Genomic DNA, 23,162 nt, shown 5'->3' on the forward strand with positions numbered 1-23,162 from the left:
GGGCTGGGCGACGGCGTACCGTGCCGGCGGCGGGCCGCTAGGCGAGCCGGACCGTGGCTTCGCAGTGGTCCACGTGGGCGATCAGCTCGGGGTGGTCCATCGGCACGGTGATGTCCCGGGAGGCGCCGGGGCCCAGGTTCACCGCGGTGGATCCCTCGTCGACGACGGCTTCGGCCGCGTCGCGGAAGGCGACCTCCACGCGGTAGCGCCGGCTGCCGGAACCGCTGCTCACCGTCACGTGCACGGTGGAGCTCGTGACGTTCTGGGCGGCGGAGGCGCACGTGGTGACGACCGAGGTGGTAGCGGTGGTCGTCCCCGAGGCCGAGCCACGGCTGGAACCCGGGGTGGAGCCGGTGGGGTTGCCGGTGGCGGGGCCGGTGGCGGATCCGGTGGCGGACGTACTGCCTCCGCTGCCCGAATCGTCGTTGCCCTTACGGGAGTTGGAGCAACCGCCGCCCGAACTCGCGTGGTGGCTATTGCCCTGACCGCCGTGACTGGAGAACCCCGTCAGCGCGAGCACCGTACCTATGAGTACGGCCGCGCATTTCATCCCGCGACGCAGCACGTCGCCCCCCTCCGGATACCGGCCGACACCCTAACAGCGGTCCACGTAGGAGGTGGGCCGGGCCAGTGGGCTACGGGTAGCGGAGGGCCCGCACCGGGCGTAGCGTCGGCAGCGAGAGCCGTCTGTGAGGAGGGCCGGAGATGGTGCGAGATGTCCGTGGTGTCCTCGGGTCGATCCTCGCTCTCATCGGAGCGGCGGCCGCCGTCTGGAGCCCCTTCCGTGCCTGGTACGACGGCCGTCACGGTAGCGCGTACCGCATCGACGACCTGTTCTCCGGCATCTCCGCCGACAAGGCGGAGGTGGCCGGTTCGATGCTGCTCCCCTTCGCCTTCGCGGCCCTGGTGACGCTGGTCGGCCTGGTGCTGCGCTCGCGCGCGCTGGTGATCGTCGCGGGTCTCGTCGTGCTCGGTTTCACCGCGCTGTGGATGGTGCGGCAGGGGCAGGCGGCGGGGAGTCTGACCGTGGACTCGTCCGGCAAGGGTTTGGGCCAGGGGGTCGGGCTCGCGCTGGGCGGCGGTCTTGTGATGCTGCTTGGGGCGGCGCTGATGGCTTCGCGGCGGGGTGGGGGTGCGGCGGGCGCTGCGGGTGGGGCGCCGGGTGAGCGGGGGTATCCGGCTGGGCACCGGGCCCGGCATGGGCGTCCTGGGCCCGGCCCCGAGGGGTGGCGTGAGGAGGGGGTGCGCGAGGGCCCGCCCCCGGGTGAGCCCGACCCGGGTGGGCCTCCCCCGGATGCGCCGCCGCCTGCCCCGGGGGCGCCCCACCGGCGGTAGGGCGGGTCGGGGTACGGGTGGCTGGGGCTTTGCGCAGTTCCCCGCGCCCCTGAGCATCTGGTGCGGGCCCGCGTGCGGGTGCCTGGGCGTTACGCGCAGTTCCCCGCGCCCCTGACAGGGCTGGTGCCGGCCCGCATGGGCATAGTCAGCCCGTCCGGCGATTGAGGACGAGCGCCCTTTAGGCGCGAACGGGGTCTGGGGCGGAGCCCCAGGGAGCTCGGGTGCGGGCCGTGGGCGCTTCTCGCGCAGTTCCCCGCGCCCCTGACAGGGCTGGTGCCGGCCCGCATGGGCAACCTCAGCCAGCCCTGTGCCGCTGAGCATCCGGTGTGGGCCGGCGTGCGGGCGCCTGGGCGTTGCGCGCCGTTCCCCGCGCCCCTGGCGGGGCTGATGCTGGCCCACCCGGCATACCTCAGCCTGTCCGGCGTTGGGGACGAAGCGGGGCGGTGCTGGCCCGCACGGGCATAGTCAGCCTGTCCGGCGTTGACGACGAAGTGTCAGGGGGTGTGGGTTCCGGTCACTACGTGGGCGTGCAGGGCGGGGGAGGTGAACAGGGCCGCCTCAAGGCCCGCCGCCTCCAGCGCGGACAGCGCACCCGGCGCCTGGCGCTCGCTGGTCTCGATCAGGACCGTGCCGCCGGGAGCGAGCCAGCCGGGCGCCGCGCGGGCCACCCGGCGCATGATGTCGAGCCCGTCCGCCCCGCCGTCCAGGGCCACCAGCGGCTCGTGGTCGCGCGCCTCCGACGGCAGCAGGGCGACCTCGCCAGAGGGTACGTAGGGAACGTTCGCGGCCAGGATGTCCACGCGGCCGCGCAGCCCGGGCGGGAGCGGGTCGAACAGGTCGCCCTCGTGGACGCGGCCGCCCAGCGCGGCCACATTGCGCCGAGCGCAGCGCACGGCGGCGGGTTCGATGTCGGCGGCGTGCAGTTCGGCGAGCGGCAGCGCCGACGCCAGGGCCGCGCCGAGCGCCCCCGAGCCGCAGCACAGGTCCAGCACGACCACCGGCCGGGACGCGTCGGCGGTGGCCAGCGCCCGCTGGACCAGGAACTCGGTGCGCCGGCGCGGGACGAAGACCCCGGGGTCCACCGCGATCCGCAGACCATGGAACCGGGCCCAGCCCAGGACGTGTTCGAGGGGAAGACCGGAACTCCTGCGCTCCACCATCGCGGCGAGTTCGGCCGGATCCCGCGCGGTGGTGAGCAGAAGCTCCGCCTCGTCCTCGGCGAACACGCACCCGGCGGCGCGCAGCCGGGTCACGACCGTGGCGGGGGAAAGCGGCTCAACTGTCATGGAATACGCGGCCTTTCGGGAGCCGAAGGGCCCTCACCGGCCGCCCGACGTGGCCGTTCCCTTCACCGCGTCCAGAGCGTACACGCAGCGGTCCTTGCTGCACGCGTACACAACTCCGTTGCGTACCACGGGAGATCCGCTGATCTCGCCGCCGGTGGCGAGCTTCCAGCGCAGCTGGCCGCCGGCCGCGTCCAGGGTGTAGAGGCAGTGGTCGGCCGAGCCGAAGTGGATGCGGCCGTCGGCGACGACGGGGGTGCCGACCACCGGACCGCCCGCCGCGAAGCGCCACTTGGGGGTGGAGGTGACCGCGTCCAGGGTGTAGAGCGCGTTGCCGCTGCCCACGTGGACGTTGCCGTCGGCCACCAGGACCGGCTCGACGGAGTTGCGGGCCTCGGTGGCGATGCGCCAGCGGTCCTTGCCCGTCGAGGCGTCCAGGGCGTACACGGTGCCGAGGTAGTCGGCGAGGTACACCCCGCCGCCCGCGACCGCCGGGCCCGGCGCGAACGTGGGCGGGCACAGGAAGACGGCGGGGGCCTCGAAGTGCCAGCGCACATGGCCCGATGCGATGTCGATGGCGAGGACGCGGGTGCCGGCGCAGACGTACACGAAACCGTCCCGCGCGGGCGCGACGCGGACCGGGACGCCGCCGCAGGAGGCCGCGTCGCCGATCGGGTAGGTCCAGCGCTCGACGCCGGTGCGGGCGTCGAGGGCGCGCAGCCGGGCGTCCTGCCAGACGTAGACCGTGCCGTCGTGGACGAGGGGCCCGGCCTCGGGGGTCTCGAAGTCGCTCTGGGCGCCGGAGATCTCCCACAGCTTCTCGCCGTTGGCCGCCTCCCAGGCCTGTACGCCGCCGCCCCTGGTGCCGGTGACGACGGTGCCCCGGTCGGCCTTGAGGGAGTACACCCAGGCGTCGGCCTGGAGGCGCCACAGCTCACCGCCGTCGCTCGCGTCGAGGGCGTACAGGGTGGGTCCGTCGGAGGCGTGGATACGGCCGGCCTCGATGGCCATCGCCCAGGCGACGTCCCGCGTCTTGAACTGGCGGCGGCCGGTGCCGACATCCAAGGCGTGCACCTCGAAGGAGGTCACGTACAGCAGGTCACCCGCGACGGCGGGGGTGCCCCACACGTCGTTGGACATGCGAAAACGCCAGGGCCGCCAGCGGCCCGGCGCCTCCGGTGGGAGGGCGGGCGGCGGTACGGGCGCGGCCTGCGCGCCGGTCGCGGCGGGGCCGCTCGGCCTGCGGATCCAGCCGGTGGCGGACCCGGCGTCCACGGAGACGCGTACGGCGTCGGCGACGCGCGGCCCCGGCCCGATGGGGACCTTGGCGCCCGGCAGCCGGACCGGGTCGTCGGTGTGGGCGGGCGGATAGGTGACGGAGGAGCCGCCGTGCCGGGGTGCGTAGGGGGGAGGGTCGGCGGGGCGGCGCGGCGCGGTGGGGCCGCCGGAGCGCGGGGCCGGGTTCGGGTTCCGGTTCGGGTTCGGGTTCCGGTTCGGCGCGGGGTCGGCGGGCGGGGCGAGGAGCTGCATGCGGCCGCCGCCCCTGCGCTGCTCGATCATGGCGACGGAACGGGGCGGCAGCCAGGCCGAGGCCGTGCCGCTGTCGTCCGAGCCGGAGGCGAACAGGTGGGGCGCGAGCTGGGCCTGCAAGTCCTCCGGGGTGGGCCGGTTCGGGTGTTCCATCTGCATGCAGGACTCGATGAGCGGGCGCAGCTCGTCGGGCAGGCCCGTGATGTCCGGGCCCTCGCGCAGCAGCATGAACACGGTCTCGACGGGGTTGGCGCCGTGGAAGGGCGCGTGCCCGGTCGCCGCGAAGACGAGGGTTCGAGCCGAGCGAGAAGACGTCCGACGCCCCGGTGACGCTGCGGGAGTCCTTGGCCTGCTCGGGCGACATGTACGCGGGGGTGCCGACCGCCACGTTCGTCATGGTCAGACGGGTGTTGGAGACCCCTGACGCGATACCGAAGTCGATCACGCGCGGCCCGTCCTCGACAACGAGGACGTTGGACGGCTTCAGGTCGCGGTGCACGAGGCCCGCGCCGTGGATGGACTGCAACGCCTCCGCGATGCCCGCCGCCAGCCAGCGCACCGCCTGCGCCGGGAGCGGCCCGCACTCGTTCACGATCTCTTCGAGCGAGGGCGCCGGCACATAGGCCGTGGCGAGCCAGGGGACGGGGGCGCGCGGGTCGGCGTCCACGACGGCGGCGGTGTAGAACCCGCTGACCGCGCGGGCCGCCTCGACCTCGCGCGTGAAGCGGACCCGGAAGAGCTGGTCCTCGGCGAGCTCGGTGCGCACCGTTTTGATGGCGACGCGGCGCCCCGAGGCCGAGCGTGCCAGATAGACCAGACCCATGCCGCCGGCGCCGAGCCGTCCCAGCACCTCGAAGGGCCCGATCCGCCTCGGGTCGTGCTGCGTCAGCTGCTCCACTTGCCTGCCACCTCCCCGTACGGGCCGTGCATGAATGCGGCCCCGTGCAGCGTCTCACGCGGCACCCCGATTCTCCCTGCCGGAGGTGGCCGGTGGCCAACCCGGGCCCAGAACGGGATGTCTCATAGCGGACCAGGGCAGGCCGGGCGGGGGTGGAGGAGGCCGGGCGGGGCAGGCCGGGCGGGGTCGGGGGAGGCCGGAGCCCCCCGGCCCGGCGCCGCCCGCCTACGTGCTCAGCACCCCGAAAGTGGCGCCCTGGTCGTCGACGAGGACGGCCACCCGCCCGTAACGGATGTCGAACGGTTCGGTCGTGACCCGGCCACCCAGGCGGACGCAGGCGGCGGCCGTCACATCGCAGTCCTCGACGAGGAAGTACACGAGGAAGTGGTCGGGCAGGGCTGCGGGGAAGGCGTCCGACATGAGGCTGCGGGCGCCGACCGCGCTCTCGGGGCCGGGCTCCGCGCCGGGCAGCGACCAGGAGCGGATGTCGGCGCCGAGGCCCGCGTCACTGCCCGCGTCGGTGCCCCGGTAGCCGAAGACGGCGGCGTAGAACGCGTCGGCCTGGTCCTTGTCGCGGGTGTAGACCTCGGTCCAGCAGAAGGACCCGGGGCGGCGCACCCGCTCGAAACCGGCGTGTGCCGCGCCCTGCCACACGCCGAAGACGGCGCCGCCGGGGTCGGCTGCGACCGCCATCATCCCGTGCGGCCCCACCGGCATCGGCGCCGTGATGATCTGGCCGCCGGCTTCGCGGATGCGGGCGGCAAGGGCGCGGATGTCGGGGGTGGCGAAGTAGACGGTCCAGGTGGTCGGCATCCGGCCGTCCCGTTTGGGCTGGAGCGCGGCGACGCGGCGGCCGTCCAGGTAGACGTTGGTGTACTGCCCCCGGCGCCAGTCGCCGGTGTTCTCGTCGAAGGTCCAGCCGAAAAGTCCTCCGTAGAACCGCTTGCCGGCCGCGACGTCGGACAGCGAGACGTCGGCCCAGCATGGCGCGCCTTCCGGATATCCGCCCATGCGCCTGCTTCCTTCCTGAGGTGTCTCGCCGAGGGCTTCCCCCCGAGTCGTTCCGGCGCGGGGCCGCCTCGCACCGCGTCGGGGTCAAATTAATGCCGCGTCGGGTCCGGCGCGGGCGGACAATGCGCGGATATGCCGCTTTTCCGGCACGGGGGCGGTCGCCGAGCCCAGGCCCCGCACGGCTTGTCCACCAAAGTTGTCCACAGGCTGTTGATAACACCATTCGGGTGGTGGACGAGATCAGGCCACCGAGGAGACCGCCGGGGCGGCGCCGGTCAGGGCTCACGCCCCGGCCCCCATTTGCACTCGGCCGAATAGCGCTCCGATCACCCCTCGGTAAGCTGACGGCATGACAGGACAAGTACGCACCGTCGACGGCCGCGTGGCCGGCCGACGCGGCCAGGCGACACGGCAGAAGCTGCTCGACTGCCTCAGCGACATGCTCAGCTCGTCGCCCTACCGGGACGTAAAAGTCATCGACGTGGCCCGGAAGGCGGGCACTTCACCCGCGACCTTCTACCAGTACTTCCCCGACGTCGAGGGCGCCGTCCTGGAGATCGCGGAAGAAATGGCCAAGGAGGGCGCCGGGTTGACCACGCTGGTCGAGGGCCGCTCCTGGGTCGGGCGGGCCGGCTGGCAGACGGCGGAGGAGCTGGTGGAGGGCTTCCTCGACTTCTGGCGCAAGAACGACGCGATCCTCAGGGTCGTCGATCTGGGTGCCGCCGAGGGCGACAAGCGCTTCTACAAGATCCGCATGAAGATCCTGAACTCCGTCACCAACTCCCTTACGGACGCGGTCACCGAGCTCCAGTCCAAGGGCAAGGTCGACAAGGACGTGAGCCCTGCGGCGATGGCCGGTTCCCTCGTCGCGATGCTCGCGTCGGTGGCGTCGCACCAGAAGGGGTTCCAGACCTGGGGTGTCAAGCAGGCGGAACTGCGGCCCAATTTGGCGCTGTTGGTGCACTTGGGCATTACGGGCAAGAAGCCGACGAAGTAACTGCGTTACGCGCGAACGCCGTTGGCCGTCATCGGCGCCCGTTGGTCGTCGCCGTCGCCCGTCGCCCGTCGCCCGTCGCCCGTCGCCCGTCGCCCACTGACTGTTGACCGTTCGCAGCCGACCGCTGGCCGTTTGCCGTTCGCCCGGCAAGTCCTGTCGCGCCGACGGTGGTTCGCCCCCGGCCGGGGCGCGACCGCCGTCGGCGTTCCCGTGCCCCGCGCTGCCTGCGCGCGGCGCCCCGGGCGCCAACCCTGAACTCTTCTCGCGCAGTTCCCCACGCCCCTGGCGGGGTCCGTACCGGCCCGCATGGGCATAGTCAGCCCGTCATGGGGGTCGCCCTGGCCCTTAAGGGGCCCTTTCAGGATGCCGGCGGACTCGGCGACCCGGCGGGCCCGGCCCAGGCCCGAGCCGTGTGGCTCGCCGCGCCGGGCGATCTTCGGAGCGATGCCGCGCTCGCGCAGCCGACGACGGTAGATGTCGTAGTCGTAGCCGTGGTCGGCGTATAACGTGCGGGGCTTGCCCTGGGGCCGACCCCGCTTGCCGCGCACCCGTGGAGGTGCGTCGACCAGCGGCAGGAGCTGAGTAACGTCGTTGCGCTGCCCGCCGGTCAGGGAGACGCCCAACGGAATGCCGCGGGCCATCGGTCAATACGTGGTGCTTCGAGCCCGGCCGCGCCTGGACCTGACACGTCATCAGGGAGGGCAAAGAGGGGGAGAACCGGAGCCCCGGCAGCCCCAGCCGGCTTGCCGGCCCCGGGCTCTCCGGGACGTGCGTGGCTGGCTGACGCCTTGGGCCACGCCGCAACGCTACTGGCGAGCGTGGTCGACGAAACCCCCGCCCACCGAACGTCGCGACCTACTCAACGCCGTCGCCACCGGCAGACCACTTGATCTCTACCGCCCCAGTCCGCCGTCAGCAAACCACCGCTAGTCGCGGTGTTCCAGTTCGGCGGTCACCCGGCAGTGCGCGTTGGCGATGCCATAGGGAACGATGACTTCGACCTCGCCTCCCGGCTCGCCCGACCGGAGGACCATGTTCCTGCTGGCGAGGGCGGCCATGAGGTCCTGGTTCGGGTCCAAGCCGAGATGCGCTTTCACCAGGCGCGCTGACGCCAAAGGCGAGGCGAACCCGAGCGCCGCGTAGTCGATGCCGGTCAGGTCGTACGCGCGCATGTTGGGCGTGGCGATCTCCAGCAGCACGCCTCCCGGATTCAGATAGCCGCGGGCATGGGCTTGTGTCGTCGCCAGGTACATGCCCCTCCAGCCATCCTCCGCGCGGGAATCGCCGATCGAGAAGTTCCGTCCGGCTCCTTCGCCCCATCCCGCCTGGCGAGAGCGGAGGACCGACTTGTAATGCACTCCGGCCACGGAGACGATGCGCGGGGAGCCGATCTGCTCAAGGAGCGCGGCGGTGGTCTCGGTCCGCCTCTCGTAGGCGTCGGGCGTCGTCTTGGGGATCCTGCCGCCGGTCGTCCTGTGGACCAGCTTTCCATCCGGTGTGCACAGGACGTCTGCCTTTTTGACCACGCTCCCCTGATACCACAACGCGTACGACGAGCCGGTCTCGTCGTAGTACTCCAGGTCTCCCTGGTTCACCGTGAGGCTGAAGCCGTCCTCCGTGGTGACCTCCTGCTTCGCGTCCGATGTCGTGTAGATCTCTCCGTAGGCATCGAAGAAGGGCACCGTGTTCTCTTCTTCGGCGCGCTGCACGAAGAATTCGGCTCGCGCCGCGCCGTGCCCGGTCTGCCCCGCCGCGGCGGTCCGATCCTGCCGCGCCAGCGGCGCCCGCATGACCGCGGTGGCGTTGGCCTCTGCGGCCCGCTCGAAGGTGTCCGACGGGTCGGACACCTTCAGCCCGGACCCGTTGTCGGTGCCTGCGACGGGCCCTTTGCGCTGCTGGATGACGTGGGTGAGTTCGTGAGCGAGGGTGTGCTTGTCCGCGCCGCCGGAGCCTACGACGACGTGGTTGCCCGAGGTGTACGCGCGAGCGCCGATCTCAGTGGCGGACGCCTTGGCGGCGCTGTCGTTGTGGATGCGGACGTCGGAGAAGTCGGCCCTCAGACGGGTCTCCATCTCGGTGCGCGTCGCCTCGTCCATGGGCTTGCCGCTGGTGCGCAGGACGTCCTGGACGGCAGCCCGTTGCACCGCGGGCCGCTCAGCCTGCTGGTGCCCGCATCCGGCACCGTGTTGGTGCTCTTCCCGCGCCCAGGAGTGCCCGGCCTGGCGGAGCATCTGGACCACTGCCGCGTTACCGGCCGTGCTCTGGAGCGCGAGGGCACCCGGGGCCGTTTCCTTGCCCTTGGCCGGAACCCGCTCGTGGGCCGGGGGACGCCGGGTCTTTGCAGCGTGTGACTGCGCTGGGTCGTGGCTGTGCACGGGTCTCTCTTCCTGAGCGGTGGTTTCCTCCCCCTGCATACGTGCCCGTGGCCGCCCAGGTCAGGTACGCAAGGGCAGAGTTGAAGGCAGAAGGACGTGCGTGTACGGGCCGTGTCCGGCGCGACCTTCAGCCGACGCGACACCCCCATGAGGAGTGGCCTTCGGCGCACTCCCACACGATCCGTGCCCGTTACGCCAATGCCTGCGCCCTCGAACAGCACCGCAACCGACCCCCGGGTGTGTCAACTTGACGGCTGATCCTGGTTGTTGAGTCATCGCTGGTCAGTGGGGGTGAGGCGGCCATCGAAGGCACTCTGGAAGGCGTTCGGGGGCGCCTTCCAGCGCATCGTCCAGCGGCGCCGGCCCTTGCCCGGTCGGGTCCAGGCTTCTCGCGCCGTTCCCCGCGCCCCCGACAGGGCTCATGCTGGCCCACCCGGCATACCTCAGCCCGCCCGGCGGCGCGCGCCCCCGTCGAACAGGCCCGCCCGCTCGGCGGCGTGGCCGCGCAGACGGTGGGCCGGCCCGAAGAGCAGGTCGTCAGCCGCAGCCCGCTTGAAGTAGAGGTGCGCCTCGTGCTCCCAAGTGAAGCCGATCCCCCCATGCAACTGCACGGCCTCCGCCGCGACCGACCGCGACGCGTCCAGCCCCTGAGCCAGCGCGAGAGCGCCCGCGTCGGGATCCCAGGCCGCGTAGTAGGCCGCCGACCGCGCCGCCTGCACCTGGACGTACAGGTCGGCGAGCCGGTGCTTGACCGCCTGGAAGGACCCGATGGCCCGCCCGAACTGTTCGCGTTCCTTGACGTACGCCACCGTCCGCTCCAGCGCCTCACTCGCGGCCCCGACGGCCTCGGCCGCGAGGCAGGCGGCGGCGGTGCGCCCGACGCCGGCGAGCGCGACGGCGGGATCGGGACCGTCCGCGCCGCCCAGCAACTCACCCTCAACCTCCCGCAGCTGTACCCGCGCCTGGGTACGTGTCTCATCCACAGTGGTCTGGCGGATGCGGCGCAGGCCGGCCGCGTCGCCGGGTACGACGAAGAACAGGATGCGGCTGCGGGCGTATCCGCCGGCGTGCGCGGCGACCACGAGCAACTGGGCACTGTGCCCGTCGAGCACCTGCGTGGCCTCCCCGTACAGCCGCCAGCCGCCGTCCGGCGACCGCCCGGCCTGGATGCCACCGGCCCGGCCGCCCCCGGCCCACGCGCCGTCCGCGCCCCCGCCGGTCAGGCCGAGCGCCGGCGCGAGCCCGGCGCCGGGCACCACGAGGGTGGCGGTCCGCTCGCCCCGGGCGATCAGGGGGAGCAGGGCGGCCTTCTGGGCCCCGCTCCCCAGGGCCGCGACGAGCGGCGCGGCGAGCACGGCGGTGGCGAGCAGCGGGGAGGGCAGCAGAGCGCGGCCCGTCTCCTCGCAGGCCAGGGCGAGTTCGGTCGGCGTGCACCCCGCTCCCCCGTACTCCTCGGGCAGCGCGAGCCCCACGAGCCCGAGCTCACCACAGAGCCGTCTCCAGAGCGCGGCGTCATGACCGGCCGGGGTGCGCACCGCGTTCTTGACGTCCTGTGGGCCGCAGTGCTTGGCGAGCACTTCACGCAGGGTGCGGCGGATCTCGTCCTGCTCCGCGGTGAAGGCGGCGTCCATCGGCGGGCTCCTCCCCCAGAGGCAACGCCTCTGCTCTGACGGGCCGTCATGTTAGGGGTGCCAAACCCAAATGCCCAGGGTTGAACGGCGGTTGGCCGCCCGCTTCCGTACCCGCCGCGACCTGACGTACCGTCAGATCCATGTCTCGGCCACCAGTACAACCAACGCTCCCACCACCGCCACGGCCATCGCCACCCTCATCACCGCCACCGCCCCGCGTCGCGCGCCACCCGCGCAAGGTGGCCATCGTGGGTGTCGCGCTGTCCGACAGCGGGCGGGTGGACGACGCGACCCCGTACGCCCTGCACGCCCAGGCCGCCCGGCGCGCGCTCGCCGACTCGGGGCTGGACCGGAGCGTCATCGACGGGTTCGGCTCGGCCGGGCTCGGCACCCTCGCGCCGGTGGAGGTCGCCGAGTACCTGGGGCTCAGGCCGACCTGGGTGGACTCCACCGCCGTCGGGGGCGCGACCTGGGAGGTCATGGCCGCGCACGCCGCCGAGGCGATCGCGGCGGGCCACGCGCGCGCCGTGCTTCTCGTGTACGGGTCGACCGCGCGCGCCGACATCAAGGCGGGCCGGCGCACGGCGAACCTCTCCTTCGGCAGCCGGGGCCCGCTCCAGTTCGAGGTGCCATACGGTCACACGCTGATCGCCAAGTACGCGATGGCCGCGCGCCGCCACATGCACCAATTCGGCACGACGCTGGAGCAGTTGGCGGAGGTGGCGGTGCAGGCGCGGGCGAACGCGGCCACCAATCCGCAGGCGATGTTCCGCGACCCGATCACGGTGGACGAGGTGCTGTCCGGCCCGATGATCGCGGACCCGTTCACCAAGCTGCACTGCTGCGTGCGTTCCGACGGGGGGTGCGCGGTGCTGCTCGCAGCCGAGGAGTACGTACCGGACACGGCCAAGTCGCCGGTGTGGGTGCTGGGTTCGGGCACATCGGTCTCGCACACGACGATGTCGCAGTGGCCGGACTTCACGGTGTCACCTGCGGCGGTGTCGGGACGCCTGGCCTTCGAGCGGGCGGGGGTGCGGCCGGGCGACGTGCACCTGGCCGAGATCTATGACGCGTTCACCTATATGACCCTGGTGACGCTGGAGGATCTGGGGTTCTGCGCGAAGGGCGAGGGGGGCACGTTCGTGGAGAAGGGCCGGCTGCTGCGGGACGGGGCGTTGCCGGTCAACACGGACGGCGGCGGCCTCTCGGCGTGCCATCCCGGGATGCGGGGGTTGTTCCTGCTGGTGGAGGCGGTACGGCAGCTGCGCGGGGAGGGAGGCGCGGGCCAGGTACGCAGACCGGGCGGCGCGCTGCCGGAGATCGCGGTGGCGTCGGGCACGGGGGGCTGGTTCTGCTCCTCCGGGACGGTGGTGCTGGGGCGGGGGTGAGGGGCCCTGCGGGGTTACCGCACTCGCACCCGCATCCACTTCTCTTGCAGCCTCGTCCTGTTCTGCGAAAAGGGCGCCGCACAGCTCACCGACGTCCCCGCTCGCGCACCGGGGACGCGCAGGGGCGCGATTCAGAGAGCGATCCCGGACAGCTTCGACAAACGCAGCAGCTCAGGATTGCTGCGTCGGTGCAGGGACGATACGACCCGGAAGACCTCTCGCCCCATGGGGTGAATGCGAGCCATCTGCGGTGCCGCCTCCCACGCCATCGTCAAATTCTCCAACGCCGCGTCACGGTCGCCCACGTCAAGCTGCGCCCGCGCCATGTTGATTCGTGTTGGAGCAATTCGTGTCGGTGGCAACCCCCGCAATACCGCGTCAATGCCCTCGGCTGCGCTCAGCGCCTCGTGGGGCTCGCCCAGGTCCAAACGGGTAGCCAGCACGTGCGTCGCCGTGTTCTGCGGACCGAAAATCATGTGATGGCGGTTCCAGTCGCGATCGAACCACTCGGCCGCAACACTGGCTGACGCGATGTGCCGCTCCGCCTCTCGCCGCCCCTCTGCCTTGTCCGTAAGACGACCCGCGAGCGTCATGCCGCGTAGATTCAGTACCCCCACCGCGAAGGCGCGCTCCTGACCCGACAGGGCCGTCTGAGCGGCAGCGATGGCGCGGTCGACGATGATCAGTCCACTCTCGAAATCTCCGTCGTTGAGATACGTACCCGCCCGATCCCGTGCGGCGAGGGCCGCGCCGAGTGGATTCGTCTGCTGCTCAATGGCCCAGCGCTGACGAGTGACTGCCAGCTCCGCCATGTCCATCCAGCGGTGCCGCGCGGCAAGCCAGTACACCGTGCTGTACACATCCGAGAGTGTCGCCCAGGCGGCCGGGGTATTCGCAGCGTGAGCGTGAACCGTGGCGTCCCTGAGCAGCTTCGGCAGCATTCTGACGAGCCGGGACATCTGTACGTCGTCACGAAGGCGCCCAGCAGTCTCCAGGGCGGCCGCGACCTGCTCCTCCCGCACGGCCGGCCGGCCAGGCAGGTCGTAGTCCCGCACAGCCGAACGCAAGGCTGACAGGTGGGCCTCCGCATCCTGGGTCATATCGGCCCTGCCCAGGATTTGCGCCATGGTCAGCCCAAGAGGCCTGGCAAGGGCTGCGGCAACGGCAGGCGTCAGGGTCCTGTCCCCTACCTCGATTTTCGACAGCAGGGAGACAGAGACGCTTGCCTTCCGCGCGAGGAACGCCTGGGACCATCCGCGCGCCTTGCGTAGTACAGCGAGGTTGGCTCCGGGCGGGAGTTCCGTCGTGCTCATGGGTTCATTCTTCCTCGGACGATGGTCACCAATCCATGGTCACAAGCGATAACTCTGCCCGCACTTTCTGTGTGCAAACTCTGTGCAAGTCCCTTGGCTGCTACGGGCGTTGACTGTATTCGAACCGAGTCAGTCGCCGATGATGCGGACAGGGTGGAAGCGATGAGACAGGCGTCGAAGTGGGTGCCCGGTACTGCGGTGTTCGACAGCGGTAGTCAGATGGTCGCTGTCGTACAAGAGCAGCAAGGATCCAGGGTGACCTTGAAACGACCCTCCGGACTCCGTTGGGACACTCGCGCTGTTGCGATTCGTGCAGCAACGGACAGGGAACTGCTCCAGCTCAAGGCGCTGGCGAGGCACAGCCGCAACGCGCGAGCGCTCTCCGCCATCGGCAGCAGGAGATGAGCCGACTGCGCGGCCGAAGGAGCATCCCGGGAAAGGCCTTCTGGGGCGGGATCCTGGCTGTGCTGACGTGGGGAACGGCTGTCGCCCTCCTCGCCCTGGCAGCCGCCGGAAGGCTTGCGCCCCCGAACCCATGAGTTCCCACTACCAACCGGTGGAGCACCCCGGAAGGAAGCGGGTATGTACGCCCGACCAGGTACCCGGCAGCAAGCGTGAGAGCCGATCGGGCGAGCAAGTGCAGCGCACCACTCCACAGCAACAGGAGGAGACGCACCCATGAGCACAGCAGTCCAGACGCGGACCCGCGACCCGCGCATCATCCTCAACGCCGTACAGCGCCGCGTCCCGCACCTCGTCACGGACGTAGGGGTGACAGACCTTTGGGAGCGGGAGGTAGCGCTCCTGCTCCGGGACAGCGTGGAGGTTCCCAGCCTGGCCGGACGCATCCTCGGCCAGGGCATCGCGTACCTGATCACCGCCATGGAATGCCCCGGCGTGGACATGGGCGTCGGCAAGACCGTGGATGCGGGGGTCCATCAGCTCATCCTCGACACCCCTCTCTACTTCGCGCTGTGCGAGGAGTACAACGGCGGCCGGTACAAGCATCACGCCCCGCTGATCGAGCGCCGCCGGGACGGCACCGTTCTGCGCACGGCCCAGCTGTTGCGCACGAACGGGTTCACCGTCGACGACGAGCTGTGGGCGGTGGACGCGTCCGACTGTTCGCCGTGCGACAACAAGGTCCCCGACAGCCACTGACCCACCAGTAGAGTGCCCCCGCCCCCAGTCTCAGAGGGAGGGGCGGGGGCACGCTCGTCCTGACGCGGAGGAAACCAGTTGCCCGCACGCCACGACATCGACAGCGAACGCGAACTCTGGGACACCTTCGCCGAGAGTGCCAAGGACAAGGTGTTCGGCTCCGAACCCGCCTTCTGTTGGACCCAGTACTCCGGGCACGGGCCAGGACCCGAGTTGCTGGGCGATCCCGCGAGCGTGCTGGAGATCGGATGCGGAACCGGGCGGGCGCTCGCCTTCCTCGCGCAACGGGGAGTGAAGGCGACGGGTGTGGACCTCTCACCCGTCATGGTCGCCAACACCAGCCGGCGTTGGGGCCCGTTGGGGGCCCGCTTCATCTGCGCCGAAGTGCTGGAGTACCTGAGCGGCAGCACGGACACGTACGACGCCGTTTACTCGATCTTCGGAGCTGTGTGGTTCACCCCTCCGGAGAAACTGCTCCCGCTGATCGCCGCGCGGCTGAACCCAGGTGGCGTTCTGGTGTTCTCCCATCCGCCGGCCATCCCCGGCGCGTACGGACCGCAGGGCATGTACAAGGGCGGCTTCGCCGGGAAGGCGATGTTCAGCTATCGCTACAGCCATACTCCGCGCACGTGGCGGAACCTGCTGCTGAAGGCCGGGTTCAGCGACGTGGACGCGACGATCCTGGCCGCCCCCGAGCCCGGACACATCGGCACGCTGGTGGTGCGTGCGGCTCTGTGAGGAGGGGCCGTACTCGGTCCGGTTGCCAGTGGGCGGAGGCGCTGGCTGAGGGGGAGCCTCAATCGGCGCGGGGGATCGGGTGGTCCGGGGTCCGGGGGCGTCCGGACGTGCCGCGCCACCCGCAGGGGCGGGCCGGGGCGGGAGGATGGGGGGATGGAATTCCGTGCGTTTTTGCATACTCTCCGCGTCTGGGACACGCCCCTGCCCCCGTTCGACCCGGACACCGCACCCGACGCCCCGCTCCCCCTCTTCCAGTCCTGGCTGGTCCACGCCGCCGGGGCCGGGCAGCTCGAACCGCACACCATGTCGCTGGCGACGGTCGACTCCCACGGTCGTCCCGACATCCGCACGCTCATGCTGCACGACGCCGACGACGCGGGCTGGCACTTCGCCTCGCACTCCACCAGCGCCAAGGGGCGTCAGCTCGCCGAGCACCCGGTTGCCGCGCTCGGGTTCTACTGGCCGGCGGTGGGTCGGCAGGTGCGGGTGCGCGGGGCCGTCACCCCGGCAGGGCAGGAGGTGTCGCAGGCCGATCTGCACGCTCGCTCGACGGGCGCCCTGGCGGCGGCCCTCACCGGCGGGATGAGTGAAGTGCTGAAGTCCAGGGGGGAGTTGGAGGTGGCATCGGATGCCGCTTGGGAGCGGGCGCGGGCCGAGCCGGACGCCCCGGTGCCTACCTGGACCCGGTACGTCCTGGCCCCGGCAGAGGTCGAGTTCTTCCAGGGCGACGCTCGCCGCAGGCACGTACGGCTGCGCTACCGGTGCGAAGGCTCCGCCGCCGCCTGGACCCGGGAACTTCTGTGGCCCTGACGGGGAAAGGCCGCGGTGGGGAGTCAGGCGTCGGCCCGGGGCAGCGGGGCGAACACCGGGACGGTCACGCCGCCCTCGGAGCCCGGCCGGAACGCCACCTCCAGCTCCATCCCGATCCGCAGTTCGTCCTGCCGGCACCCGACGATCTCGGTCATCATCCGGGGCCCCTCCGCGAGGTCGACGACGGCGGCGACGTACGGCACGCGGTCATCGAAGGGCGGCAGGTCGTTGCGGTGCACGACGGACCAGGTGTACAGGGTGGCGCGGCCGCTCGCGGGACGCCACGTGACGTCCTCGGACCAGCAGTACGGGCAGAACTCGCGCGGGTAGTGGTGTGGTTGGGCGCACGCGGCGCACTGCCGGATGAGCAGGCGTCCCTCGGCGGCGGCGTCCCAGTAGGTACGGGTGAAGGCGTCGATGTCGGGCGTGGCCGCGTCGGGGCGCCGGGCCCCGGGCGCCGCCGCCGTCCGGGCACCCGGCCGCGCCCCGGCCGCTGTCGGGACACCCGGCCGGGCGCCGGGCCCCGTCCCGTCCCCCGGGCCGGTCATGTGAAAAGGCCCAGCGCGTCGTCGAGCGACCAGGTCCCCCAGGACATGGCACCGAGGGCGACCAGCGAGATGAGCGCCATCATCGCGTTCTGGCCCTGCTCGGCCCAGTCGTGGATCATCAGCACGAGGTAGATGAGGTTGAGCAGGAGCCCGCACACGAGGGCGACGGGTGTGAGAAACCCGGCCACCAGACCGAGTCCCAGGGCCAGTTCGGCGTAGACGACCACGTACGCCATCACTCGCGGGCGCGGCCGGACCACCGTGTCGTAGCCCCTGCGGACCACGCGCCACTTGTGCCTGGCGGCGATGTCGTCGGCCCAGGCGATGCCGGTGCCGTGCTCGAACCAGTCCTTCTTGTCCTTGTGGCGCCAGCTCTCCAGCCACCACAGGCCGAGCCCGACGCGCAGGACGGCCAGCCACTCGGCGCCGCTGAGCCAGATCGAGTCCACGCCGGGCTCCTTCCGCTTCCACGTTTCTGACGGTACGTCAGTTCAGCGGATCGGGGGGTCGCGCGCAAGGGGTGGGTACGGCCGTCCCCGGGGAGAGACCGAGGGGGCGGGCCGTCCGCGTGATCAGATCGGAATCCATTCCCGGCTTGACCGAGACCCATCAAGTGGTCACGCCGTTACGCTCAGCGTTCATGGCCGACACCACCCATCCCGCGAGCCCCGTCTATGTGATCGGCGCCGGGCCCGGCGGCCTCGCCGTCGCCGCGTGCCTGCGCGCGCGAGGCGTACGGGTCGTCGTACTGGAGAAGTCCGACGCCGTGGCCGCCTCCTGGCGGCGCCACTACGACCGGCTGCGCCTGCACACCACGCGGCGCCTCTCCGCGCTGCCCGGGCTGAAGATCCCCCGCCGGTTCGGGCGGTGGGTGGCCCGCGACGACGTGGTGCGGTACCTGGAGACGTACGCCGCCTTCCACGAGCTGGAGATCGTCACGGGGGTCGAGGTCGAGCGCGTCGAACGCGGGCCCGGGGGTGAGGGGTGGGTCCTGTACGCGACGGGTGGGCGCCGGCTGAGTACGCGGGCGGTGGTGGTGGCGACCGGGTACAACCACACGCCGTACGTTCCCGAGTGGGCCGGGGTGGAGACGTACACCGGGGAGCTGGTGCACGCGGGTCTGTACCGCAACCCGGGGTCGTACGTGGGGCGGGACGTGCTCGTGGTCGGGGCCGGCAACACCGGGGCGGAGATCGCCGCGGACCTCGCCGAGGGCGGGGCCGCGCGGGTGCGGCTCGCGGTGCGCACCGCGCCGCACATCGTGCGCCGGTCCACGGCGGGGTGGCCCGCGCAGGCCACGGGCATCCTGGTGCGGCGGCTCCCCGTACGCCTCGTGGACGCGGCGGCCTCCCTGACCGCGCGCCTCTTCGTGCCGGACCTCACCCCCTATGGGCTGCCCCGGCCGGCCAAGGGCCTGTACTCGCGGGTGCGGGAGGGGGCGATTCCGGTGCAGGACGTGGGGCTGATCGACGCGGTCCGTCGTGGGCGGGTGGAGATCGTGGCGGCGGTCGAGTCCTTCGACGACGGCAAGGTGGTCCTCGCGGACGGTACGCGGGTGGCGCCGGACGCGGTGATCTGTGCGACGGGGTATCGGCGGGGGCTTGAGGGGATGGTGGGGCATTTGGGGGTGCTGGATGCGTGGGGGCGGCCTCGGGCCCATGGGAAGCGGGTGGTTGCGGGGGTTGGGGGGCTGTACTTCACGGGGTTCTCGAACCCCATCAGTGGGATGCTGCGCGAACTGCGCCGCGACGCCCCCCGCATCGCCCGAGCCCTGTCCCCCTGACCAACCCGGACCGCCCACGGCCCCGGCCGGTCCGCCTGCGCCGGCGCGTGATCCAGGTGCGGGCCGCGGGTGCCCGGTGGTGCCCGGTCGCGCAGTTCCCCGCGCCCCTGGCAGGGCCGGTGCGGGTCCTCATCCGCATACCCAGCCCGTCCGGCGCTTGAGGACGAGCGCCCTTCAGGCGCGAACGGGGTCCGGGGCGGAGCCCCAGGAACCCCGGCTGCGGGCCGTGGTCGCTCCTCGCGCAGTTCCCCGCGCCCCTGGCAGGGCCGGTGCCGGCCCACACCGGCAACCTCAGCCCGTCCGGCGTTTGAGGACGAGGCCGTTCAGGCCGAACGGGGTCTGGGGCGGAGCCCGAGGGAGCTTGGCTGCGGGCCGTGGTCGCTTCTCGCGCAGTTCCCCGCGCCCCTGGGCGGGGTCGGTGCCGGCCCGCATGGACATAGTCAGCCCGTCCGGCGCTTGAGGACGAGGCCGTTCAGGCCGAATGGGGTCTGGGGCGGAGCCCCAGGGAGCTTGGCTGCGGGCCGTGGTCGCTCCTCGCGCAGTTCCCCGCGCCCCTGGGCGGGGTCGGTGCCGGCCCACACCGGCAACCTCAGCCCGTCCGGCGCTTGAGGACGAGGCCGTTCAGGCCGAATGGGGTCCGGGGCGAAGCCCGAGGGAGCTTGGCTGCGGGCCGTGGTCGCTTCTCGCGCAGTTCCCCGCGCCCCTGGGCGGGGTCGGTGCCGGCCCGCATGGACATAGTCAGCCCGTCCGGCGCTTGAGGACGAGGCCGTTCAGGCCGAATGGGGTCTGGGGCGGAGCCCCAGGGAGCTTGGCTGCGGGCCGTGGTCGCTTCTCGCGCAGTTCCCCGCGCCCCTGGCGGGGCTGGTGCCGGCCCGCACTGGCGCCCTCGGCCTGCCGGGGATGGCTGGAAGGGGGCGTTTTGAGGGGGGCCGGGGGTGGGCAGGTCCTGCGCACCCCCGGAGAGCGGGGCCGGGGTCGATACCCCGCTCGCCCCGCAGGGCCCAGGCTTTGCCCGCACGCCGGTTCCTGACAGGCCGTCAGTTCTGTAATCTGACTATGCGTCAGTTACCACCGGTACGGCTCAGTCACGTTGGCCATCGACCAGGGGCGGGCGGAACGATGCTCGGATCGACTCACGGCACCCTCACGACCGACTTCCGCGCACGGGTGGTCGCCTGCGGCGAGCAGCCGGGACCCGGCGCCGTGCACAGCAGGACGGCGGGTCAGGGCGACCTGGACGTCAGTGGCCGCCCGCTGTACGCCGACGTACCGGACCTGGACCGGTTCTTCCGGCCCGAGTCCGTCGCCGTCGTCGGGGCCTCCGACGCCGAGGGCCGGCCCAACACCGGCATCACCCGCCAGCTCATCGACTGGGCCCGGCGCGTGGGCGCCCGCGTCCACCCCGTCCACCCCACCCGGGACACCGTCTTCGGGCTGCCGTGCGTCGCCGCCGTGGCCGACCTCCCCGAACAGGTCGATCTCGCCGTGCTGCTCGTCGGAGACCCGCTCCCCGTCGTGGAACAGCTCGCCGAGGCCAAGGTGAAGTTCGCCGTCGCCTTCGCCTCCGGGTTCGCCGAGACCGGCGAGCGCGGCGCCGCCGCCCAGGAACAGCTGGCCGCCGCCGTCAAGCGGTCCGGGCTGCGACTGCTCGGGCCCAACACCAACCTCAACGCCTTCGAGAACTTCCGGGACGACCTGGAAGGGCCCGCCATCGCGCTGATCACGCAGTCCGGGCACCAGGGACGGCCCGTGTTCACCCTTCAGGAGCTGGGCGTGCGGCTGTCGCACTGGGCGCCCACCGGCAACGAGGCCGACCTCGAAACCGCCGACTTCATCTCCTACTTCGCCGAACGGCCCGAGGTCGGCGCCATCGCCTGTTACGTGGAAGGGCTCAAGGACGGCCGGTCCTTCCTGCTCGCCGCCGACCGCGCCGCCCGCGCCGGCGTCCCCGTGGTGGCCGTCAAGGTGGGCCGCACCGAGGCCGGGGCGCGCACGGCCGCCTCCCACACCGGCAAACTGACCGGCGCCGACGACGTCGTGGACGCGGCCATGCGCCAGTACGGCGTCATCCGCGTCGACGGACTCGACCAACTCCAGGACACCGCCGCCCTGTTGGCGCGCGCCCGGCCGCCCCGCGCCGAGGGCGTCGTGGTGTATTCGATCTCCGGAGGCACCGGGGCGCACTTCTGCGATCTGGCCACCGCCGCCGGGCTGGACCTGCCCGTCCTGTCCGCCGCCAAGCAGGCCGAGCTCCACGAGTGGATACCGCCCTACCTCAGCGTCGCCAACCCCGTGGACAACGGCGGACACCCCGTCGGCGACTGGCGCGGGCGCAAAATCATCGACGCGATCCTCGCCGATCCCGCCGTCGGCGTGCTGATCTGCCCGATCACCGGGCCCTTCCCGCCCATGAGCGACAAGCTCGCGCGCGACCTCGTGGACGCGGCGGAGCAGACCGACAAGCTGGTGTGCGTGGTGTGGGGCTCCCCGCTCGGCACCGAGGCCGCCTACCGCGAGACGCTGCTGGGCTCCAGCAGGGTCGCCACCTTCCGTACGTTCGCCAACTGCATAGCCGCCGTCCGCGCCCACCTCTCCCACCACCGGTTCACCACCGGCTACCGCTCGCCCTTCGACGAGGCGCCCCGCGTGCCCTCGCCCTCCTTCCGCAAGGCGCGGGCCCTGATGCGCCCCGGCCAGCAGCTCAGCGAACACGCCGCGAAGCAGCTCCTGCGGGCGTACGGCATCCGCGTGCCGCGCGAGCAGCTGGTGACCAGCGCGGCGGCCGCCGTGCGCGCGGCGGGGCTCGTCGGCTACCCCGTCGTCATGAAGGCCTCCGGCACGCGCATCGCCCACAAGAGCGACCTCGGGCTGGTCAAGGTGGGACTGACCTCGGCCAGCCAGATCCGGGACGCCTACCGCGAACTCACCGACATCGCCCGCTACGAAGGTGTCGAGCTCGACGGCATCCTGGTCTGCCAGATGGTCCAGCGCGGGGTCGAGATGGTCGTCGGCGTCACCCACGACGCGCTGTTCGGGCCCACCGTGACCGTCGGGCTCGGCGGGGTCCTGGTGGAAGTGCTCGGCGACTGCGCCGTGCGCGTGCCGCCCTTCGGCGAGCGGCAGGCGCGGGACATGCTCGGCGAGCTCAGGGGGCGGGCCCTCCTGGACGGCGTACGCGGCGGACCCCCGCTGGACGTGGACGCGCTCGTCGAGGTCGTCCTGCGCGTGCAGCGCATGGCTCTGGAACTGGGCGACGACCTCGCCGAGCTGGACATCAACCCGATCATGGTGCTGCCGCGCGGGCAGGGCGCCGTCGCGCTCGACGCCCTCGCCGTCTGCCGCTGAGGCCTCCGCCGCTGAGCCGCCCGCCGTCGAACCGTCCGCACCCGCGCCCGCACCCGCGCCGTCCACCGCTCACCCCCGTACCCGTACGCACACCTGCCCGTACACGCCCGCGCCACCGCCGCGTCCCGCCTGGAGCCCGCCATGGACCCCCTGCACTCATTGGTACTGCACGCCACTGACAACGGCGTCTCGTGGATCACGCTCAACCGGCCGGACGCCATGAACGCCCTCACCCCTGACCAGCGCGAACGCGTCATCTCCCTGCTGGAAGCGGCCGGTACCGACCCCGCCGTACGGGCCGTCGTGATCACCGCCACCGGCCGGGGTTTCTGCGCGGGCGCCGACCTGCGCGCGGCGTCGTCGGCGGCGGCGTCCGGCAGCGAACGCGTCGCCGGCGACGTCGCCCGCGTCATACGGCACGGCGCCCAACGCCTGATCAGCGCCGTACTGGACTGCGAGAAGCCGGTCATCGCGGCGGTCAACGGCGCCGCCGCCGGTCTCGGCGCCCACCTCGCGCTCGCCTGCGATCTGGTCCTGGCCGCCGAATCCGCCCGGTTCATCGAGGTGTTCGTACGGCGCGGTCTCGTGCCGGACGGCGGGGGCGCCTATCTGCTGTCCCGCCTGGTGGGGCCGAGGCGGGCCAAGGAGCTGATGTTCTTCGGGGACGCGCTCACGGCCGCCGACGCCGAGCGCATGGGTCTGGTCAACCGCGTGGTCGCCGACGCCGACCTGGCCGCCACCGCCAAGGAGTGGGCCGAGCGGCTTGCGGCCGGGCCGACCCGCGCGATCGCCCTCACCAAGCACCTGGTGAACGCCTCCCTCGACAGCGACCGCGCCACCGCCTTCGCCGCCGAGGCCTGGGCGCAGGAGATCAACATGACCACCCAGGACGCGAACGAGGGCGTCGCCGCTTTCGTGGCGCGCCGCACCCCCCGATACCGGGGGTTGTGAGGGACTTGGGCTTCTTCCTATCTGATGCACCGTCAGGTTCAATGACGGGTGTGATGGGACACGCA

General features: G+C 72.1%; 17 protein-coding genes and 3 pseudogenes. 10 read left to right on the top strand and 10 right to left on the bottom strand.

Going from position 1 to position 23,162, the window contains the following annotated elements; genetic code table 11:
- Nucleotides 1-37: 37 nt before the first annotated feature.
- Nucleotides 38-565, bottom strand: coding sequence for a hypothetical protein (locus ABR738_RS17865; protein ID WP_350230981.1), 528 nt, complete (start codon nucleotides 563-565; stop codon nucleotides 38-40).
- A gap of 140 nt (nucleotides 566-705) precedes the next feature.
- Between ABR738_RS17865 and ABR738_RS17870 the strand changes: the two genes are divergently transcribed.
- Nucleotides 706-1,335, top strand: a complete 630-nt coding sequence (locus ABR738_RS17870; protein ID WP_350230982.1) for a hypothetical protein — start codon at nucleotides 706-708, stop codon at nucleotides 1,333-1,335.
- 494 nt (nucleotides 1,336-1,829) lie between these two features.
- On the opposite strand, the gene ABR738_RS17875 is transcribed toward ABR738_RS17870, so the two are convergent.
- From ABR738_RS17875 to kbpA, 3 genes and pseudogenes are all read right to left on the bottom strand, one after another.
- Nucleotides 1,830-2,621 carry a putative protein N(5)-glutamine methyltransferase gene (locus tag ABR738_RS17875; RefSeq protein ID WP_350230983.1) on the bottom strand — a complete coding sequence of 264 codons (792 nt, stop codon included), beginning with the start codon at nucleotides 2,619-2,621 and terminating at the stop codon, nucleotides 1,830-1,832.
- Nucleotides 2,622-2,654: 33 nt separating this feature from the next.
- Nucleotides 2,655-5,046, bottom strand: a pseudogene (gene afsK, locus ABR738_RS17880) (protein serine/threonine kinase AfsK).
- Nucleotides 5,047-5,271: 225 nt separating this feature from the next.
- The gene (gene kbpA / locus ABR738_RS17885) at nucleotides 5,272-6,057 is read right to left on the bottom strand and encodes an AfsK-binding protein KbpA (RefSeq protein WP_350230984.1); all 786 of its coding nucleotides are present in this window, start codon (nucleotides 6,055-6,057) and stop codon (nucleotides 5,272-5,274) included.
- A 349-nt stretch (nucleotides 6,058-6,406) separates the two neighbouring features.
- Here kbpA and ABR738_RS17890 point away from each other — a divergent pair, with 349 nt between their 5' ends.
- Nucleotides 6,407-7,054 (top strand): TetR family transcriptional regulator, encoded by a 648-nt coding sequence (locus ABR738_RS17890; protein WP_350230985.1) that lies wholly within the window; start codon nucleotides 6,407-6,409, stop codon nucleotides 7,052-7,054.
- A 374-nt stretch (nucleotides 7,055-7,428) separates the two neighbouring features.
- Here the strand turns inward: ABR738_RS17890 and ABR738_RS17895 are convergent.
- Nucleotides 7,429-7,732 (bottom strand): annotated as a pseudogene (locus ABR738_RS17895) (transposase); the annotation flags it as partial.
- Between ABR738_RS17895 and ABR738_RS37770 the strand changes: the two are divergent.
- A pseudogene (locus ABR738_RS37770) lies at nucleotides 7,726-7,944 on the top strand (IS701 family transposase); the annotation flags it as partial. The pseudogenes ABR738_RS17895 and ABR738_RS37770 overlap by 7 nt on opposite strands.
- Nucleotides 7,945-7,980: 36 nt before the next feature.
- Here ABR738_RS37770 and ABR738_RS17900 read toward each other — a convergent pair.
- On the bottom strand, nucleotides 7,981-9,468 hold the full coding sequence (locus ABR738_RS17900) for an eCIS core domain-containing protein (protein WP_502964103.1): 1,488 nt from the start codon (nucleotides 9,466-9,468) through the stop codon (nucleotides 7,981-7,983).
- Between the two features lie 404 nt (nucleotides 9,469-9,872).
- Complete coding sequence (locus tag ABR738_RS17905) at nucleotides 9,873-11,060, bottom strand: acyl-CoA dehydrogenase family protein (protein ID WP_350230986.1); 1,188 nt, start codon at nucleotides 11,058-11,060, stop codon at nucleotides 9,873-9,875.
- A 140-nt stretch (nucleotides 11,061-11,200) separates the two neighbouring features.
- On the opposite strand from ABR738_RS17905, the gene ABR738_RS17910 reads away from it, so the two are divergent.
- Complete coding sequence (locus ABR738_RS17910) at nucleotides 11,201-12,448, top strand: thiolase C-terminal domain-containing protein (RefSeq protein WP_502964104.1); 1,248 nt, start codon at nucleotides 11,201-11,203, stop codon at nucleotides 12,446-12,448.
- A gap of 131 nt (nucleotides 12,449-12,579) precedes the next feature.
- Here ABR738_RS17910 and ABR738_RS17915 read toward each other — a convergent pair whose 3' ends face one another.
- Nucleotides 12,580-13,761 carry a helix-turn-helix domain-containing protein gene (locus tag ABR738_RS17915; protein WP_350230988.1) on the bottom strand — a complete coding sequence of 394 codons (1,182 nt, stop codon included), beginning with the start codon at nucleotides 13,759-13,761 and terminating at the stop codon, nucleotides 12,580-12,582.
- Between the two features lie 678 nt (nucleotides 13,762-14,439).
- On the opposite strand from ABR738_RS17915, the gene ABR738_RS17920 reads away from it, so the two are divergent.
- The 3 genes from ABR738_RS17920 to ABR738_RS17930 all read left to right on the top strand — a co-directional run bounded on the left by ABR738_RS17920 (nucleotide 14,440) and on the right by ABR738_RS17930 (nucleotide 16,470).
- Nucleotides 14,440-14,922 carry a hypothetical protein gene (locus tag ABR738_RS17920; RefSeq protein ID WP_350230989.1) on the top strand — a complete coding sequence of 161 codons (483 nt, stop codon included), beginning with the start codon at nucleotides 14,440-14,442 and terminating at the stop codon, nucleotides 14,920-14,922.
- 78 nt (nucleotides 14,923-15,000) lie between these two features.
- Nucleotides 15,001-15,660: a class I SAM-dependent methyltransferase gene (locus ABR738_RS17925; protein ID WP_350230990.1), complete on the top strand. Its 660-nt coding sequence runs from the start codon at nucleotides 15,001-15,003 to the stop codon at nucleotides 15,658-15,660.
- Between the two features lie 153 nt (nucleotides 15,661-15,813).
- Nucleotides 15,814-16,470 carry a pyridoxine/pyridoxamine 5'-phosphate oxidase gene (locus ABR738_RS17930; protein ID WP_350230991.1) on the top strand — a complete coding sequence of 219 codons (657 nt, stop codon included), beginning with the start codon at nucleotides 15,814-15,816 and terminating at the stop codon, nucleotides 16,468-16,470.
- A gap of 23 nt (nucleotides 16,471-16,493) precedes the next feature.
- Here the strand turns inward: ABR738_RS17930 and ABR738_RS17935 are convergent, their stop codons facing one another.
- Both ABR738_RS17935 and ABR738_RS17940 read right to left on the bottom strand, forming a co-directional pair.
- Nucleotides 16,494-16,889 (bottom strand): Zn-ribbon domain-containing OB-fold protein, encoded by a 396-nt coding sequence (locus ABR738_RS17935; RefSeq protein ID WP_350234629.1) that lies wholly within the window; start codon nucleotides 16,887-16,889, stop codon nucleotides 16,494-16,496.
- Between the two features lie 125 nt (nucleotides 16,890-17,014).
- The gene (locus ABR738_RS17940) at nucleotides 17,015-17,467 is read right to left on the bottom strand and encodes a DoxX family protein (protein ID WP_350230992.1); all 453 of its coding nucleotides are present in this window, start codon (nucleotides 17,465-17,467) and stop codon (nucleotides 17,015-17,017) included.
- A 191-nt stretch (nucleotides 17,468-17,658) separates the two neighbouring features.
- On the opposite strand from ABR738_RS17940, the gene ABR738_RS17945 reads away from it, so the two are divergent.
- The 3 genes from ABR738_RS17945 (at nucleotide 17,659) to ABR738_RS17955 (ending at nucleotide 23,097) form a co-directional block, all read left to right on the top strand.
- Entirely contained in the window at nucleotides 17,659-18,801 is a 1,143-nt protein-coding gene (locus ABR738_RS17945) for a flavin-containing monooxygenase (RefSeq protein WP_350230993.1), read from the top strand.
- A 1,119-nt stretch (nucleotides 18,802-19,920) separates the two neighbouring features.
- Nucleotides 19,921-22,146, top strand: a complete 2,226-nt coding sequence (locus tag ABR738_RS17950) for an acetate--CoA ligase family protein (protein ID WP_350230994.1) — start codon at nucleotides 19,921-19,923, stop codon at nucleotides 22,144-22,146.
- A 141-nt stretch (nucleotides 22,147-22,287) separates the two neighbouring features.
- Nucleotides 22,288-23,097, top strand: coding sequence for an enoyl-CoA hydratase/isomerase family protein (locus tag ABR738_RS17955; RefSeq protein WP_350230995.1), 810 nt, complete (start codon nucleotides 22,288-22,290; stop codon nucleotides 23,095-23,097).
- The last annotated feature ends 65 nt before the right edge of the window (nucleotides 23,098-23,162 follow it).

The organism is Streptomyces sp. Edi4 (assembly GCF_040253615.1).
Lineage (GTDB): Bacteria > Actinomycetota > Actinomycetes > Streptomycetales > Streptomycetaceae > Streptomyces.